This window comes from Ruminiclostridium papyrosolvens DSM 2782 (genome assembly GCF_029318685.1).
GTDB lineage: Bacteria > Bacillota > Clostridia > Acetivibrionales > DSM-1351 > Ruminiclostridium > Ruminiclostridium papyrosolvens.
In genome coordinates, this window is record NZ_CP119677.1 from 3,821,544 (window position 1) to 3,839,097 (window position 17,554).

The 17,554-nt window shown below is 36.8% G+C and carries 14 protein-coding genes; all 14 read right to left on the minus strand.

Going from position 1 to position 17,554, the window contains the following annotated elements; all coding sequences use genetic code 11:
- Window positions 1–19 precede the first annotated feature (19 nt).
- Genes P0092_RS17100 through P0092_RS17165 form a run of 14 tightly spaced genes read right to left on the minus strand, consistent with a single transcriptional unit; the run spans window position 20 to window position 17,539 of the window.
- Window positions 20–1,888, minus strand: coding sequence for a non-ribosomal peptide synthetase (locus P0092_RS17100; RefSeq protein ID WP_004616072.1), 1,869 nt, complete (start codon window positions 1,886–1,888; stop codon window positions 20–22).
- A 25-nt stretch (window positions 1,889–1,913) separates the two neighbouring features.
- On the minus strand, window positions 1,914–2,933 hold the full coding sequence (locus tag P0092_RS17105; protein WP_004616071.1) for a BtrH N-terminal domain-containing protein: 1,020 nt from the start codon (window positions 2,931–2,933) through the stop codon (window positions 1,914–1,916).
- An 11-nt stretch (window positions 2,934–2,944) separates the two neighbouring features.
- Window positions 2,945–3,994 carry a DUF362 domain-containing protein gene (locus P0092_RS17110; protein WP_004616070.1) on the minus strand — a complete coding sequence of 350 codons (1,050 nt, stop codon included), beginning with the start codon at window positions 3,992–3,994 and terminating at the stop codon, window positions 2,945–2,947.
- Between the two features lie 14 nt (window positions 3,995–4,008).
- The gene (locus P0092_RS17115) at window positions 4,009–4,767 is read right to left on the minus strand and encodes a hypothetical protein (RefSeq protein WP_004616069.1); all 759 of its coding nucleotides are present in this window, start codon (window positions 4,765–4,767) and stop codon (window positions 4,009–4,011) included.
- A 10-nt stretch (window positions 4,768–4,777) separates the two neighbouring features.
- Window positions 4,778–5,029, minus strand: a complete 252-nt coding sequence (locus P0092_RS17120; protein ID WP_004616068.1) for an acyl carrier protein — start codon at window positions 5,027–5,029, stop codon at window positions 4,778–4,780.
- Window positions 5,030–5,046: 17 nt separating this feature from the next.
- Entirely contained in the window at window positions 5,047–6,066 is a 1,020-nt protein-coding gene (locus tag P0092_RS17125) for a BtrH N-terminal domain-containing protein (RefSeq protein ID WP_004616067.1), read from the minus strand.
- Window positions 6,032–7,921 carry a non-ribosomal peptide synthetase gene (locus tag P0092_RS17130; protein WP_004616066.1) on the minus strand — a complete coding sequence of 630 codons (1,890 nt, stop codon included), beginning with the start codon at window positions 7,919–7,921 and terminating at the stop codon, window positions 6,032–6,034. Before P0092_RS17130 ends, P0092_RS17125 begins: the two co-directional genes overlap by 35 nt.
- Before the next feature lie 5 nt (window positions 7,922–7,926).
- Window positions 7,927–9,102, minus strand: a complete 1,176-nt coding sequence (locus P0092_RS17135) for a pyridoxal phosphate-dependent aminotransferase (RefSeq protein WP_004616065.1) — start codon at window positions 9,100–9,102, stop codon at window positions 7,927–7,929.
- A 59-nt stretch (window positions 9,103–9,161) separates the two neighbouring features.
- Entirely contained in the window at window positions 9,162–9,602 is a 441-nt protein-coding gene (locus tag P0092_RS17140; RefSeq protein WP_004616064.1) for a VOC family protein, read from the minus strand.
- A gap of 18 nt (window positions 9,603–9,620) precedes the next feature.
- Window positions 9,621–11,252 carry a B12-binding domain-containing radical SAM protein gene (locus P0092_RS17145; protein ID WP_004616063.1) on the minus strand — a complete coding sequence of 544 codons (1,632 nt, stop codon included), beginning with the start codon at window positions 11,250–11,252 and terminating at the stop codon, window positions 9,621–9,623.
- 31 nt (window positions 11,253–11,283) lie between these two features.
- Window positions 11,284–11,526: an acyl carrier protein gene (locus P0092_RS17150; protein WP_004616062.1), complete on the minus strand. Its 243-nt coding sequence runs from the start codon at window positions 11,524–11,526 to the stop codon at window positions 11,284–11,286.
- A gap of 22 nt (window positions 11,527–11,548) precedes the next feature.
- Window positions 11,549–13,522 carry an alpha/beta fold hydrolase gene (locus tag P0092_RS17155; protein ID WP_004616061.1) on the minus strand — a complete coding sequence of 658 codons (1,974 nt, stop codon included), beginning with the start codon at window positions 13,520–13,522 and terminating at the stop codon, window positions 11,549–11,551.
- Between the two features lie 8 nt (window positions 13,523–13,530).
- Window positions 13,531–15,159, minus strand: a complete 1,629-nt coding sequence (locus tag P0092_RS17160; protein WP_004616060.1) for a PhpK family radical SAM P-methyltransferase — start codon at window positions 15,157–15,159, stop codon at window positions 13,531–13,533.
- A gap of 7 nt (window positions 15,160–15,166) precedes the next feature.
- Window positions 15,167–17,539, minus strand: coding sequence for a non-ribosomal peptide synthetase (locus P0092_RS17165; RefSeq protein ID WP_004616059.1), 2,373 nt, complete (start codon window positions 17,537–17,539; stop codon window positions 15,167–15,169).
- Between the last annotated feature and the right edge of the window lie 15 nt (window positions 17,540–17,554).

Below are 17,554 nucleotides of genomic sequence, written 5' to 3' on the forward strand. Positions count from 1 at the left end.
GCCACCCCTCCTTATATAATTAGTTTTTTATCATGCTTTCCACGTAGTCAATCAGCTCCTTGATTATAGAAAATCTACCGTTATTCAACTCCTCTTCCCCAAATTCAAAGTTAAACTCCCCTTCTATTAATACAACTATTTTGATATAAGTAATTGAATTGATGCCAACCTCCGTTAGCTGACTGTTTGTATCAATTTGTTCTATGTCAGCAATTCCATCCACAGTGATTCTTATCATTTCTTTTATTTTTAACTCTATATCTTCATATTTTGGAGCTTGGGTATTTGGTTGGATTTTTTGATTTGGTTGCTTTGAAATCAGCTCAGGAGGAGGCAAAGCCTTTCTGTCTATTTTCCCGTTGAGAGTTTGAGGTATGTTGTCTATCCTAATAAAATAGGCCGGCAGCATATAATCGGGCAAAGACCTTACCATCTGTTCACGTAAATCAGATACCGAAATTTCCTCGTCAGAAACATAATACGCACACAAATACTTAACACTTTCTTTTCCATCTATTACTGCAACAACCGCCTGCTTAACAGGGGCAAATTTTAAAATACAGCTCTCTATTTCCTCAAGCTCAATTCTGTAGCCTCTGATTTTTACCTGATTATCAATTCTCCCCAGACACTCAATATTGCCGTTCTCCAGCCATCTGGCAAGGTCGCCTGTTTTGTATATTTTTTCATTAAAAGCTGTCGAGTCCTTTATGAATTTCTGAGCTGTTAATTCAGCTCTGTTAAGATATCCTCTTGAAAGCCCGTCTCCTCCGATACAAAGTTCTCCCTCAGCACCGTCTGTAACAGGTTTATTGTCTTCGTTAACTATGTATATTTGCGTATTTCGTATTGGCAGCCCTATGTCAATACTGTCTCTCTCGGTTAAATCAGCTACTGTTGACCAGACTGTAGTTTCCGTAGGGCCGTACATATTATATATTCTGGCACTTGTATAGCTTTTTACTTTCTCCAACAGCACTTCCGAAAGTGGCTCTCCTCCAATCATAATAATCTTAAGATTCTGCAGGCACTCCAGATTTTTATTATGGTTAATCAGCATTTGCAGTCTGGAGGGAGTAATTTGCAGAATATCTACACTGCATTTCATAATGAGGTTACACAGGGACTTGGGATTTTTCTGGTCGTTCTCATCGGCAATGGCTATTCTGCGTCCAAGTGCCAAAGGAATTAATGTCTCCAATATAAATATGTCAAAAGAAATAGTAGTTAGTGCCAATATCACGCTATGTTCACTCAAGGGAATTATGTCCGATATACCATATAACAAATTAACTACAGACTTATGCTCAATCATTACACCTTTAGGCTTACCCGTGGAGCCGGAGGTATAAATCACATAAGCAAGATCAGAAGCCTTTGCAACTTTATTCAAATTTGAATTATCATGGTCGTATATATCCGGTTCATTAACGCAAATTACTTTATCCTTAAATGGAAGAAATCTATGTTCCATTTCAGCATCAGATATTATAATTTTTGCATTACTGTCTTCAACCATATAAACTATCCGTTCTTCCGGGAAATCAGGGTCAACAGGCAGAAACGCTGCTCCTGACTTTAATACCCCTAAAAGTGCCACAAACATCTGCAGTGACCTTTTAACCATAATACACACTATATCGTTTGGCTGAACTCCCATTTTTCTGATTTTCCAAGCCAGTTGATTCGACCTACTATTCAGTTCCCGATAGGTGAGATAACTGCCTTTGAATTCCACGGCTATGGCATTTGGAGTCTTTTCTGCCTGTTCTTCTATTAATTCATAAATTAACCTGTATTCGCTATTTTTAATTTTATGCCACGGCTGTATCTGTTGAAGCAGCTTTTTGAATCCGGTAACCAGTGAATGTGAATTATTCCTTCCCATAATTGGCATACTCCCTTTCAAAGTTTTATAAAGCTTCCTTCAGGGAAACAATACTTTCTATAAAATTTTCAAATTCTTGTATAAGCTGAGATACTCTGTTAATCGTCTTTTCATACATTTGTGCTGAATTTGTATAGGAGGTTTTTAGTATTAACGGAGATAAAACAAGGAGATGATTTTTAATGTTTTCGAGACAATTAATAGTGTCCTTCAGAACAGGTAATTTCAATTCATCATAGCTTAACTGAAAATAAAGCTGTGAAAAATCCAAGCCATTTTTTATGATGTAAAATTTATTGAACAAGCCTTTCAGAAATGCATTTTTTTTATTATTATCAAGCCCTGAATTTTCTTTAATTATATTCAGTACATGTTTCAGTCCCGAAACTCCTCTTTTAGGAGCATTGTTTTTTTGCAATGTCAATTCAATTGTTTCGTAAAGTAAAGAATCAATATCTGCATTCCAATCTCCACTTTGTATTTCAATAAATTTACAGTTTGTCGGATAACCTGCAAATAAGCCTTCCCCCGAGGGATTGTTTGACTTTCTGGCAAGAGTAAATTCGTCGTAAGTTATTTGTCCTTTAAAAAACCAAGGAGAAAACCAATCAACAATATCTATCCTGTCTGAATTTTCATCATAGCCACAGAATATATTTGCATGTAAATTATGTGACTTCTGATAATTAATAGAGTAATTCAGATAAAAGGTGTCAACAGCAGTAATAATTGGTGTTCCAGAGTGAACTCTCCTTTTATTGTCTTCGTACAGACTCTCAAAATCTTTAAAATCATTTATGTTGTAACAGTTAACCTTATGACAATGGCTTGGTAAAACTGTAGCATTATCACTTAACCCCAGCTTAAAGTCAGGAAAATCTGAATCTGCATCATTTATAACAATATTAAGAGCACTATTGATAAAAAAAATGGCTTTATCCACTCCATAATACTCTAAAACCTGTCTTACTGCATTATGAAAGCATAGAACATCAAATGCCCTATTATAGCTATGTTCAAAGTTATAAAAATCATTAATCAGCACCTTAACCCCTCCTACTTTTTGTAATTTATCGCATTAGTCGGGCATAATTCCATACAACATGTGCATAGAGCACACTTATCCCGGTCAAACTCCGGTATTGTTTTCAGAGTAATTGCATGGAAGGGACAGGCGTCAACGCATGCACCGCATCTTATACATAAGCTGTCATCAACTTTGTAGGTTCGTTTCAGCATATCCATATACTTTTTTCTGTACTTACCAATATAAACAGGTACCCTGTTAAAATTTTCTTCTTTGTCCTGAAATCCACAGTCTATCATTTTCAAGTCGTCTATTTGGGATTTTGTCAGTTCTCTCTTAAAAGCAGTTTGAAGTACCTGAAGATTTTCCGTTTCATACCCTACCAGCTTGGACATATAATAGTCTGCAAAGACACCATCGGTACTAAGCACCAGATATCCCAGATGTCTGGGTTCTCCCAGAGAAGGCCCCATCCCCTCCATACATACTATTGAATCCATTATAATCAAATCAGGAATACGTATAGAGTAGATAGAGCAAATAATATTGGCAAAATCACCGGCATCAATGAACTTGTGCAGTTCCTTTCTTTGCTTTCTGGATATACAGCCATACATGTTTTTTATTGCTCCTGTAAAATCAGTAAGCATATGATTCTTATATTTGGGTACGGAAATGACTATATCGCAGGATTCTATCAGTGACGAATACATATATTCTATTCCTTCAACAAGAACAGACTCGTAGCCGTAGTCTCGCAGATTGTAAAATTTCAGGTTGTAATCCTTTATTAATTCCTTTATACCTGTAACTTCCAACACGTTTTCTTCAGATATATCTTCGCAAAGGACTATTTCACAGTCCAAAGGCAGTAGTGCTTCAACCACCGAACGTACCACCTCAGGGTGAGTCGTTGCAGCTTTTTGAGGCTCAAAGGGGCCCACAAGGTTGAGTTTTACAGCTACCCTGTCTGCTGCTTTCATATTACAATTTTTACTTATGTATTCTGAAATATCCTTTGTCAAAAAAGATAAGTCTTGGTAATGTAAATCTTTTATTATCTTGAGATTATTGTGCATTTTTATCTCCACCCTTACAATCCTACCGTGTCTTTGGTAAGATCATGAACAAGCCATAAGTTTTCCTGTGAATATTCAACTGTACCTTTTTCAATATCAACTTTTATGGGCTGCAGTGCACCGGGAACAATATATTCGCCTGAGTATGGAAATTTCAACCCGGTCCAGTCCTCCCATTCACTAATGGTTCCTGATATGTAGATTCCGTTGCACTTCTTTACTATGGTTGCGCCAAGCTTAACATGGACTCTTATCCAAGGGTCAAAGGGCAACCCTTCCTCATTTGTCCAATTGAAGTATTTCTCACTATCCATTAGAGGATACTTAAATTTTGCAGAAGGTCGGATTGGAATGAACAACCTTGTATAACCCTTTTCTTTCCCGAGACGAATCAGTTCCTTAACACATATATAGCTCAATTTTTTGCCTTTATAATCAGGATTAATGGTTATCTGCAAAGCCATAAAAGCATTTGGCTTTTTGTTCTTATAAAAATCACTGGCTATTTTTTTTAGTCCCCAATATATTCCACCTTCATCCAACTCCGCATTATCACCGTCAAAGTTAAACGCTCCTGAATTTACTATGGCTATCACTTTATCTTCTGATGTAAGTAAAATCTGATAATCAGAAAATTCCTCTTCAACGAATTTCCAATACGTTCTCATTACTCTTTCAGCACCCATAAATTTAGGAAAAGCACCGGCATACAATTTTTGCATCTGCTCCGCTAAATCAGGACGGCTTTTTACAGTTGAAATTTCAAACCTCATATGGACACCTCTATCTGTTTAATAGTTCTTCTATATATGAAATAATAGTTCTAATGCTCTCAAACTTTTTAATATCTAAGTAGCCTGTCTCAAACTCAATTCCAAACTCAGTCTCTATCTCCACCAAAAGTTTGATAAAAGTCATAGAAGTTATGCCGACATTTGCAAGAAAATCATCAAATTTACTTTCGTCGTTGATATTTAACTCAAGCCTCTCATTAAGTATTATCATTACCTTGTTTTTTACCTCATTAGAAGTCATTACAATCCCTCCTTTATTTACGCCATCGCCTTATATGAGCTATCAATCAGTAAGTCAATCATTTTTCTTTCATCTCCACACAGTTTTTCCATAACGCTGATGGCATTACTGAGTTTTTCATCAATATATTCCCCTGAGTACTTGTAGCTGAGGATTGACAGACGGACAAAAGTCCAGCCGTTCACTATATCCTGTATGGTATCTTCCAATTCTTTGTTTTTAAAAAAACTGTTTATCCTGTATTGCTCAAGTTTCTTTGCAGCGATAATCTCCATAAGTGACTCAAGTATTTCATCTGCATGTTGTTCTAGGAGTTCTCTATTCTGCATAGTGTCTACCAGATTATTTTTCATACTAAGCAAATGTTCCATACTTTTTATGACTTCAGCCCGGTTCTCCAGATATCGCGCTGCATATCTGGACACATATGCTTTAAGGGGATGCTTGTTTTTTTCTTCACGGCAAGCCGATTTGCAAAACTTTATGTACGCAGGTTCTTTTAAATGTCCAAAATGCCGGTAATACCCGTCACTGGCTTCCTGAATACAAGCGTATGATATAGTTTCGGGCTTATACCTCAAGCTGTTTTTATTTTTGTGCTCAAAAATATTAAAGGTTTGCATTGAGTCATCGTAGCCATAGACAAGCAAGTTGTGGTCCAAATGTTCAGTTCCGTATAAATCGGGTCTCATAGGCTCATAAAAGCAATCTACCTTCACTATTACCGGCATACCCTTGCTTAAGGCCTCTCGTATGCCGTATACAATATTTCCGTATTCCTTACATTCAACTAATTCAATACTCATATCATTTAAAAGCCGGGTTACCGGCTGGATGAGGACATAGTCCACATCCGCCTGTAACCAGCAATAGGGGGAATGTCTATACAAAATGATATCATTGAGAAAAAATCTCATGACCTCACCTTGAAAGTATTTAACTATTGAAAATAAGCAATTATAGAAGCAATCTTTGTAGTAAACTTCATTAAACGGCATAATATCAGTCAGTTTTTTTGCTGCTATCAACTCTTTCATACAAATTATTCTTCCTTATGTAATCAACTAGTTTATTAATTGTGTTATTGGCGTAAATGGCATCCTGTTCAAGTGCTATGCCAATCTTCTCCAGGGATATCTGCATCATTGCTATAATAATGGAATTGCCCCCCATATCAAAGAAGTCTTCATCGGGATTTATAGTCTCCAGATTAAGCAGTTGTTTCCATATACTATTAAGCTTATTTACCAATACATCACTGCTATCATTTGTCCTGGTACTATGTTGGTTTATTCTATAACTTCTTAATTTTTCTCTGTCTACTTTGTTGTTGACAGTCAGAGGTAACTTGTCTATAAGGACAAACTGCTGAGGAATCATGTAAACCGGAAGGGACTTACTCAAAAAGGTTTTTATTTGTGGGATATCCACCCCTTGATTCGTAAGGAAGCAAACCAGTATATTTTCACCTAAATGGTCCTTCTTATGAATAACAGCCACTTCGTCAACACCCTCAAACAGCAGTATGTTCTTTTCGACTTCACTGATTTCAACTCTGTTTCCACGAATTTTCACCTGATTGTCCATTCTTCCAAAGTAGGCAATATTACCATCACTGCATAATGCCCCTATGTCCCCTGTTCTGTACAGGGTTTGGCTATCTATGGCATTACAGTCAAATTTATCTTTTGTCAGTTCAGGCTTATTCCAATATCCCTTTGCAAGGCCTGTACCACTTATACATATCTCACCTTTTTGACTTATATCACACAATTCATTTTCTCTATTGAGTATATACACTTTGGTATTAGCAATGGGTTTTCCTATGGAAATGGAATCCTGCCCTTGGTCCAGCTGCTTTTCTATGATGTTACAGGTTGCATATATGGCAGATTCCGTCATGCCGTATATGTTGGCAATTTTCGCTGTACGAAACAGTTTGTTCCATCTTTCGGCCAGCTGAGGGGTGATATGTTCTCCTCCGTTGAATATCCATTTAAGTTCGGGCAAAGGATTTTGTATCATATGTCCTTCAATAAAGTCCAAAAAAACCTTGAGGATGGATGGTACGAATTGTGTAATACTGACTTCATTTTCTTTAAGCCTGTAGTACAATCTCTTCTGATCCTTTATATCCCAATCCTTTATAATTGATATCTCCGCACCGTTCATCAGTGGCCAGAAAATTTCCCAAATAGAGTCTGTAAAACTAATGGATGTTTTATGGGCTATAATATCTCCGGAACCTATATCAAATTTTTCACTCATCCAGAACAGGGTATTAAGGACAGCCTTATGTGTTACCATAACCCCTTTTGGTTTTCCCGTGGTACCAGAAGTATAGAGGAGGTAAGCCAAATCATCCTCCTTCACAGGCCTCCTGTTAACCAAATCAAAGGTTCTTGTGTGCTTCCTGCCTGATGTTGACGAGTATTGAAACGAATCCATCACCTGATCTATATAGAGAATTATAGTTTCATCCATATTGATGCCTTCCGGTAAAGTATGACCTGTCAAAGGCAGGATAACCGCCTTACATGAAGTGTCCTCCAATATGTACCTTACCCTGAGTTCAGGATAAGAAGCATCGATTGGAACATAAACTGCGCCACACTTCAATATGGCAACAGCCGAGACAATTAGTTCAATACTTCTGTCCAGCAGAACAGCTATTGGCTGTCCTGCTTCTACACCGCTTTCCAGCAATATATTAGCGACATAGTCGGACCATTTATCAAGTTCTTCATAAGTCATTTCTCTTCCATAATCAGTAACTGCTGAATTTTCAGGGCTAATCCTTGTCTGAGCTGAAATCAGTTCATGGATGGTTGCATTTTTTTGGTACACCTTTGCAGTGTCATTTATCCGGTTATATATATCCATTTTCTCCATAACTGTTATGACGCTCCCCCATTAAAAAAATCCACCAGCAAATCTATTCCTTCCTTGTACCTACTAGTTGAGAATGAGAGCCTTAATGTGGTAGGCAGGCCAAAATCAGAACCCGGTACTGTTGCTACACGTTTGGTTTCAATGATTCTTTTTGCCAGTTCAAGACTGTCTTTATAGTTATGTTTGTCCATGAAATCCTTACATTCCAGTGTGATGTAAAAGCCACCTTCTGAATTTATTACTTTTACCAACTGGTTGTTACGGAATTTTTCCACGGTATAATTTCGTCTATCTTTATAAAGCTCCACAAGCTTCTCAACCTCTTCAGGATAATCAAGGGCTGTCAACGCACCATATTGAACCACCGGATCAACCGTCAGCAATGTATGATGCTGTATAACAGTAAGGGGATCTACCAACTCATCAGGTACGATACAGTAGCCTACTCTCTTGCTGTACATACGATACGCTTTTGAGAATGCATTGGTCGTAATGAAAACGGATTTAGTATTTTTCAGTTGCATTACTGATTTATTTTTTTCGTCAAAATATGTATTGGAATAGATTTCATCGTTGATAATTACTGCTTTGCCGTCAACAATTCTGTCCATCTCGTACAGTTCGTCATCGGTGAGTACATTTCCAAGGGGATTACCGGGTGTATTTATAACTACAATTTTGGTCTTCTCTGTAAAATTCTCTCTGAAGGAATCCATGTCCATTCTTCTGGTGCAGGGATCAATTTTGTAGTACTTTATATCAGCCCCGGAGAGCAGTGCAGAGAATCTGTATAAGGAATAGTACGGGGTAGGAAGTAAAACCTCATCACCCTTTTGGGATAGTATATAAAACAGATTTCTAAAAATTGCACTTGTACCTGTACTGATAATAAAATTATTTGGGTTTATATCCACATCATACTGCTCTTTATAGTAGGAAGAGAGCTTTTCCTTGAGCTCCGGCAAGCCTCCTGGGAATACAAGTGAGCTCTTGCTGAAATCTCCTGTTGCGTCCTGCATGCTTTTGATGATATCAGGATGCAGAGGTAGTTCTGATTTTCCTAAGGTCATTCGGATTACCTTATTATCCGGGTTTTGTTTATCCAGCTCATACGCCATTTGGTCTAAAACAAACATCAAAAATTTGTTATCGAAAAAATTCACTTCGGTTCTTAATTCCACTTTTGACCTCTCCTTTCAACCTGTGTAAGGTTTGTTGTCTGATGTATTTCAAATTCCACTTACTGTAAGCAAGGGTCCATTTGTAATAATTCAATAACGTTTTTATCCGGATCCTCATAAAAAACAATTTTTGTTTTCCCAAACTTTGGAGTGTCAACAGAAAAAACTTTACTTATGGGTTTAATCCCGTAATCCGCCAGCTTTTCCATCTTCCTATCCAAGGAATTGACCAGAATTGTGAAATTTGCCGGAGATGGTGCCAACTCCGCAGAAATTCTGCTTCCGTCCTCATTCATGTATTCCATAAGTTCAAGCATGGAACCTGTGTGTGAGACCTTTAGCAGTACCAGTCTGTAACGGTTATAGGCACCATTCGACACAAAATTTACAAGTTCTCCGTCGATTTGGGTATCGTCTACTATTTCCATTCCTAATTTATTTACATAAAAGTCTAATGATTTTTCCATGGAGCGGACGAACAAATCTATATGTAGCAACATAACTTTGTTACTTCTCCCTTAAATATTAAAGTATTGTTTAGGTTCAATCCCTGCTTTATTCAGCTTCAGGTAAAGTGACAAGCGATTTCTTTCAAGGTCATCACTGGTACTCTTGAAATACTTGAGGTTCCAGTATTCCTCTGTTATCTTATCAGCCTTGTCCTTATTCCATCCGCCTTCAGTCATTGAAAGAAGTTCTCTGAAGCACTTTGCATTGTTCTTATTAACCTTGTGCAAAACTTCCCATGCATAATCTTCATGTGCTTTTATTGTGCTAAGGAATTCAGGAAATTGGCGTTTTATATGATTTAAAAGCTTAAATTCCTCACGGATGTAGCTTCCTATTTTTTTAGAATAAAAGTACTCTTTTGAATTTTCATTTTCGTGATACTTGAAATATAAATAAACCGATAGTTTTCCTACATCTTCATCCACATATCTATATGAATGGCAGCTGTCAATATCATCATTAATGATAAGTCCGTCTCCTTTTACCTTGTAATAAATATTAGAGAATTTGGTTATTCCGCATCTTTCCACAAGGTAGTAGAGTACTGAAGCAAAACAGGTCTTTTCAAGATAATCTACGTTTTCACTAAGTCTTTTTATAGTCGAATAAGGATTAAAGTTTATGAAGCCTATATCAATTGCTATATCATTATCTCTGAAATATTTGATAGTATTATAGTTGTCTTCAGCAGTCGCAGGTTTGTTATAAAGCTTCAAATCTTCCGCATTTCCCGACTCTATTCCAAAAATAGTACCTACAAAACCGGAATCCTTTAAAAGCTTTATTTTCTTTTCGTCAAACTGCTTGTAAACCTCTGCTCTGAAATATGTTTCATAGGATATATGCAAATTATTTTCAATTATTTTTTCGGCTATTTCCCACATTCTGTTGGGACATGACTTATTGCAATCCTCAAAGCTGTCATCAATGAACCAGAACCTGTTTACATTATATTCGTCAACAATTTGCTTGACTTCTCTTACTACGTTTTCCGGGCTTCTTCCTCTCCACTGGTTTTTGCCATTGGTTCCCCAGAAATCGTTATGCCAGCAAAAGCTGCAATTTGCCTTACATCCACGGCTGGTTGAAATGTACGCATACTTTAACATGTTGTTCCTGAGGAGATCTCTTTCAGGGAATGGCAGTGAGTCCAAATCCTCAATAAGTGCTTCCCTCTCATTTTCAATAATCTTATCGCCATCTCTGTATAACAAGCCCTTCACATTACTATATCCACTGTCATTTTCCATTGCTGTTACCAGATTCTTGAAAACTATTTCTCCTTCTCCCTTTATGATGAAATCCACCATAGGGTATTTCTCCATAAGGATATCTCCGCACAGGGTAGGCCAATATGCTCCAAAGCATATCTTTGCATTTGGTACTTTTTCCTTAATTTTTTTGCATACCTCATAAACAACCTTTTCTGTTGTAGAATACACCGGAAGACCTATTAAGTCCGGCTTCATTTCATAGATACGTTCAAGATCAAGATATTTTCTGCTGGAATTAATAAGCTCAACATCAAAATTTTCTTTCCTCAGGTATGCTGCAATAGAACATATGCCTATTTCCTCAGTAATTATTGCATTTTTTTCAGTCAATACACTCAGGAGCAAGGTCTTTATACGTTTTTTCATACTTATCACCCTTCTCTTTACTAGATTTGAACTAAGACTTACTTTTCTTTTCGACTGTATCAACCATTGCATTCAGCGTTTCGAAATTTTCAGGCAGCATATCTTCTTCACTGAATGAAATTTTGAATTGCTTTTCCAAAAACAGAATAACATTAACGATACTGATAGAATCGATTAACCCGCTATCTATCAATTGCTGCTCATCAGATATCGTATCCACTTCCTTAATCACAGTATCCAGTAGGAAATCCTTTATGATTTTCTTTTTGTCCATACTCTCCCCTCACTTTCTATTTTTACTTTTTTGAGATAATATTTTTAGAATAGTACTTCATATGCTGCTCAATTCTTTCCATTACGTCCTCCGGCCTTTCCAGAATCATCAGATGCGTAGCACCGGGCAAACGGGAATAGTTTGAATTTTTAACCCGATTGTGGGCCCATTCGGACTGTTTATACGGTGCTATTTGATCACACTCCGCAGAAATGAATAAAACAGGCTTATCAACTTCAGTCAGAAGGTCTGTTATATCGTGCAGATAATACTCCATACACATATTCAGAAAATTCACCATCTTTTCCTTGGAGGTAAACGGCTCGAGAAGAATATCCCTGTGCCTTTCGGGCATAACTTCATATATATATTTATCATTCTCGCCGGAGTATTGCTTAATAGGTTTATTGAACATGCCGTTATGGATAATGCGCATGTAGAAATCCAGCATCTTTTCATTATCACTTACGAGTTTTGCAATCAGCTGTATGTTCTCTCTGAATTTAGAGTGATGTGCTTTACTTCCCTCGTAAGGTGCATATTCACCTGCCAGCAAGATATGGGATTTTATCATTTCCTTATGCTTTTGGTAATACATCATTGCAGATTTTATACCGGAGCACCAGGATATTATATGAAAGCTTTTTAAGCCTTCGTTATTAACAATTTCTTCTATATCTTCAACCTGATGTTCAACGCCAAAGATAAAGGACGGATCTTCATTGGGTTTATCCTTATGATAAATGCCTCGTGTCTGCCATACTATGACATAGAAATTCTTTGACAATTTTTCTATAACCAGATCCCATGCATCGGGACTGACTCCATAAGCATTTACGATTATTATGGCTTCTCCCTTACCCGCAGTATAATATGTAAATTCACGTCCGTTTTGGGATATAATCGTTTTCTGGTTTTTGTTTACGGCAGGAGGAGGCAGCAAGTTTCTATTCCGGCTCATTTTCAAGGTATCTGCAATATAATCATATATATACATATAACTTTGCTTAACAGCTTCCGGGGATTGTTCTATGACTTTTTCAGAGTCTGTTGTAAGTCTTAGGTACGGGAGATGATATGACAGGATATGCTCGAATATAAGATCAATTTCATTCAATGTCTCTTTATTATGAGTAATTTCTATGCGGATATCACTCATATTTCTGCTGATTTCCTTTATCAGCTTATCAAACTGAAAACTACAGGAACATGTGGCAGGAAGAATTTCAATGTTATTTACACTCTCTTCCCTGTATTGCTCTACTATCCTGTCTATGATGCTCTGGGTGCCTGAAATATCAATTGTAAATTCATCTTCTGAAAATATAGTCAGGGCATTATCATCAAAATAACTGGGAATTCTTGAATTTACCCATTGTTTAAATTCCAGCAATCTGTATATAAAACGGTCTATTGCTTCAATCCAGTCACTTTCCTTCAACTGCCTGAAAGCTAGGGGTGTCTGATACACTTTTATTCTGATGTTTGTACCCTTAAATTTTTCTGTCAGGAATCTCTTATTTTCCGTCTGTAATTTTCCAAGCAAAGTGCAGTTATCATCACCTTTAGCCTCCACCGCCGAATACATGGAAGTTATATAATTCACCTCGGATACATAGCACTTTTCACAGAGTTCCTGAATATTGTCCATGATTTTTTTGTTGCTGCTTAATATCTGGGACTCATAAATTGATACAATACACACCTCTTTATCCAGATGCCAAAGGCTTATTTCCTTGTCTGCGAACAGTTCCTTGCAATTAAATACCTTTAATTCTTCAATATCCTCAAAAATAACCTGTATACTGTTCATTGTATGGAATAAATCTTCTCTTTCGTGGATACATGAAATACTGTCTACTATTTCCAGCAACGTATTCCATTCCTTCTTCCCGGAAAAGCAATAAACGGGGCCCAGACTTTTTTCCATAAGGGTATTGATGAATCTCAATCCAAAAAGGTCGTATATTCCTGTAAATAAGATAATCTTATCCATATTTCCCCCTACTTATTTCTCATTTTCAAGTTGTTAACCAACTCGGTATTTCCTCTGAATACATTAAGCATTTTGTTGACGTTTTCCCTATACCTGTCATCAATTTCCTCGTCCTTGTATCCTACTACATCCTTAAATATTTTTGAAAGCTCCATAAATTCACTTATTTGTGTTCCCTGAGTCAGGAAATAGGCCAAAGACCACAGATTAAAAGAAAGAGAAGGCATAAAGTAGGAATTTTTTATGTTTCTGATTCCATCCAGAACTATTTTACCGGCTGACTCATAATCCATGTCCTTATGGGACCAACTGTACCCGTACCCTTCAAGATTGTAATAATCTCTTTCCTTAGATATAGGTACGGCATTTTCAAAGAACCATACCTGAAGGTCATAAAATGTAGGTTTGGCTTCCTCAATAAATTTAATGGTATCCCTTGCTGTTTTTTCCGTTTCCCCTGGGAATCCCACCATACAGGATGCATGGCTGACAATACCGTATTTATTTAGCTGTCCGATACCCCATACCAGCTGTTCGGTAGAAACTCTTTTGTCCATATTTTTTCGTATGGTATCATTGCCGGACTCTACGCCCAAAATAACACCACCGCAGCCGGATTTAGCCATTAATTCATAGGTTTCTTCATCTGAATGGGATATTCTAAAAAAGGAGTACCACTTGAAATTATATTTATTTCTTATCATCATCCTTAACATGTCTTTAAACCTATCCAGAGGTACATTGAGGGAATCATCAACAAAAACTATGGATTTTACTCCTAGAGAGTGAATATAGTTCATGTTTTTTTCAATACTCTCTACTTTCATGAACATTGGCTCCCCGCCAAGTATAGGGTATCGGCAGAAAGAGCAGCACAAACTGCAGCTGATGGAGCAGCGCATATAAACCGGCGGTTTAGGATGATTTTCATAAAATGTAAATTCTTTTATAGGATCATCATCCAGACATATGTTTTCAGGTACTTTTACCGTTCTTTTGTAATGTCCGTCCTTGTATATGATATTTGGGATTTTGGTTAAGTCGGGCTTGTCCTTTCTTAATTCGGTACATATCTGAAATAATGTATCCTCCCCCTGACGCTCATGAATGAAAATATCTGCCCCTATACTCTGAAGCAAATAATTTTGCTGGGGAGTTGAATATTCAAAATTTATACTGTTAATAAAGGGACCGCCTACCACAATTACAATAGATGGGTCGATTGAGCGGATATAGTCCACAATTTCCCTGATTGGTGCAGGTTCAACATGGCATGTTGAGGATACGCCTATGCAATTTGGTGAATAGTTTTCAATCAGATACTTCAATTTTTCTCTGCCATCATTAAAGTAGTTTACATATCCTACTGACATTCCGTGCTTTTTAAGGTAATTCATACAGTAGTGTACTGCCATGTTGGGCATTCTGTATATTGTAAGGTCGCTATGCATTCCTGTTGAATTTGTAATACTTTCTCTTACAATTTCAGAATACTTCAACCGTTGTCCGTTAACTACAGCAGACCTTGCAAGCATATGTTCATAAGCTGCACTTTTATCCTTGTATGGCTCTATACGTTTGATAATGGTACTCATTTTTTCATCATTAAAGCCAATCATTACGCAATCATGTTTCATATGTATTTTATCTCCCCTCTCTACTAATAAGACTTACCAGATTAGCTATATTCGGCTTATTGAAGAATTCGCTGTAATCAACTTCCACATTAAATTTATTGTAGATTTCGGCTAGGAGTGTCATAACCCGCAAGCTGTCCCCTCCAAGGCTCATAAAGTTTTCATTTACGCCTATTCTATTTATTTTGAGTATTCTTTTCATAACTTCAGCCACAGACACTTCAAGCTCTGTACTTGGAGAATCCTGAATTTCCTTTGATTCTAAACGGTCTTCTAAAGGAACAGGCAGTCTCTTTCTGTCAATTTTCCCATTTTTGGTCAAAGGCCATTTTTCAACTATTACATAATTGTTGGGGAGCATGTACATAGGGAGATACTTTGCAAGGAATTTATGCATTTCCACTTCATCAAGAGAGGCATTTTTATTCATTATCAGGTATGCAATTAATTTTGGATAATCTGAGTCCGAATTTACAATAACAAGTGCTTCAGCCACACTCTCATGCTTATTCAGATTTTCCGTTATCTCCTTGAGTTCAATTCTGTGACTTCTTATTTTTACCTGGTCATCCTTTCGGCCCATGTAATATATGTCTCCATTTGCCATAAATTTGCCTAAGTCACCGGTTTTATATATTTTATCTGCCTTTGGATTAATCTCAGGGTTTGTAATAAAATGGGCATTGTTCATTTCCGGACGGTTATAGTAACCCCTTGTTACACCATAGCCCGAAATATACAATTCTCCAACACTTCCTACAGGTACGTTTTTCATATTGTCGTCCAGAATATATATGCTGTTGTTATCTAAAGGCCTTCCTATATGAGGTTCAGTACTGTCATTATTGTTTACAAGGCAATATGTTGAATCTACTGTACATTCAGTAGGACCATATACATTAAATATCCTAATTTTTTTCTCTTTCCTGAGCAAATCCCACATTTCGTTTGGAATAGCTTCTCCCCCTACCAGAATTAAATCCAAATCTTCACTGCACTTTTCCAGAAGCTTTTCTCTCAGCAGCAGATTTAACTGGGATGGCGTACAATCAAAAACATTCATTTTACTGTCAGCTATGTACTGTATCAGGCCTATGGCAGAATTTCTTACATTCTCAGGGATTATACTGATGCTGTATCCTTTGAGAAGCGCAACAAGCTGCTGTACTGAAGCATCAAAACCAAATGGTGCATTTACTGAAGCTACAACATTATTTTTTTCAGATATATATTTGTACATGTGAGCATCAATGTTCATAAAAAGATTCATAACAGAAAAATGTTCTACAATAGTAAGCTTAGGATATCCTGTTGACCCGGAAGTATATATCCCGTAAGCCATGTTATTTTTTGTAATACACAGGTCAAGGTTTTCTTTTTCAAACATGCTCATGTCAAAGTCATCTATATACAAAATCTGGCTATCATCTGTAGGTATACTGGACTGGAATTTAACTTTCGAAATTATGAGTGGCATGTTGGTTTCACGTATCATAAACTCCAGTCTTTTAACAGGAAAGTTCTCATGTCCGGGATTCAATGTATCAGAATCTATAGGAACATAACCGTTACCTGACTTCATAATTCCCAGTATAGAAATGATGTATTCTATAGAGCGTTCCATAAAAACTCCTATTAAACACTCAGTGTCCTTGCATTTCTTATGGATATAATGTGAAAGTTGATTAGCTTTCTCATTTAACTCCCTGTAGCTTAATTTCTTGTCTGCATATATTACCGCTGTTCTGTCAGGGTACTCCTCTGCCCTTTGTTCAAACATCTGATGGAAACAAATATCGGGAACTTCTCTTTTGGGACTGACAATAAATTTTTTTATAATTTCATCTTCTGTAGAATTTATTATGCTGATATCTTCAATTGTAATCTGAGGGTTGCCGAGGAATTCATCAACAATTTTTTGTAATCTGCCTTCCATGAGAGTTTCCGTCTCATCATCTAAATTAAAACAATAAGAAATCGCATTATTTTCGCTGAGACAATACAGTGTATTAATTCTGTCTTTTTTACCTTGGTATTTCTCCAGCTCTTCTTTACAAAAAGCTTTATCACTGTAGTAAAACAATGGGGTTTCACTACAATCCCCGCTATCTTCAGTCTGACAACAGCAGCAGCCGGATATTTTGTTTTGGATATCCAATAAAAGCTCAGTGAATTTTGTTCCTCCGTCAACTGATACACACAGTACAGATTGTTTACCGGAATTATTGACACGTATTGTCCATTTGCTAAATTCATTCATCTTATGCAGAAGTACTGAATAGCAGCCCAGCAAAAAGCTTTCTTGCAGAATGGATTCCTCCGTTAAATATTTTTCGACTGCACTTTTACTTCCGAGTATAGTAAATTTTTTATCACCCATATTTTCAACCTCTCT

Excerpts from the sequence above, each read along its gene's own strand:
- P0092_RS17110 (WP_004616070.1), bottom strand. The coding sequence starts at position 3,994 with ATGCACAATAATCTCAAGATAATAAAAGATTTACATTACCAAGACTTA.
- P0092_RS17130 (WP_004616066.1), bottom strand. The coding sequence starts at position 7,921 with ATGGAGAAAATGGATATATATAACCGGATAAATGACACTGCAAAGGTG.
- P0092_RS17145 (WP_004616063.1), bottom strand. The coding sequence starts at position 11,252 with ATGAAAAAACGTATAAAGACCTTGCTCCTGAGTGTATTGACTGAAAAA.
- P0092_RS17160 (WP_004616060.1), bottom strand. The coding sequence starts at position 15,159 with ATGAAACATGATTGCGTAATGATTGGCTTTAATGATGAAAAAATGAGT.
- P0092_RS17155 (WP_004616061.1), bottom strand. The coding sequence starts at position 13,522 with ATGGATAAGATTATCTTATTTACAGGAATATACGACCTTTTTGGATTG.
- P0092_RS17115 (WP_004616069.1), bottom strand. The coding sequence starts at position 4,767 with ATGAGGTTTGAAATTTCAACTGTAAAAAGCCGTCCTGATTTAGCGGAG.
- P0092_RS17125 (WP_004616067.1), bottom strand. The coding sequence starts at position 6,066 with ATGAAAGAGTTGATAGCAGCAAAAAAACTGACTGATATTATGCCGTTT.
- P0092_RS17140 (WP_004616064.1), bottom strand. The coding sequence starts at position 9,602 with ATGTTGCTACATATAGATTTGTTCGTCCGCTCCATGGAAAAATCATTA.
- P0092_RS17100 (WP_004616072.1), bottom strand. The coding sequence starts at position 1,888 with ATGGGAAGGAATAATTCACATTCACTGGTTACCGGATTCAAAAAGCTG.
- P0092_RS17120 (WP_004616068.1), bottom strand. The coding sequence starts at position 5,029 with ATGACTTCTAATGAGGTAAAAAACAAGGTAATGATAATACTTAATGAG.
- P0092_RS17150 (WP_004616062.1), bottom strand. The coding sequence starts at position 11,526 with ATGGACAAAAAGAAAATCATAAAGGATTTCCTACTGGATACTGTGATT.
- P0092_RS17165 (WP_004616059.1), bottom strand. The coding sequence starts at position 17,539 with ATGGGTGATAAAAAATTTACTATACTCGGAAGTAAAAGTGCAGTCGAA.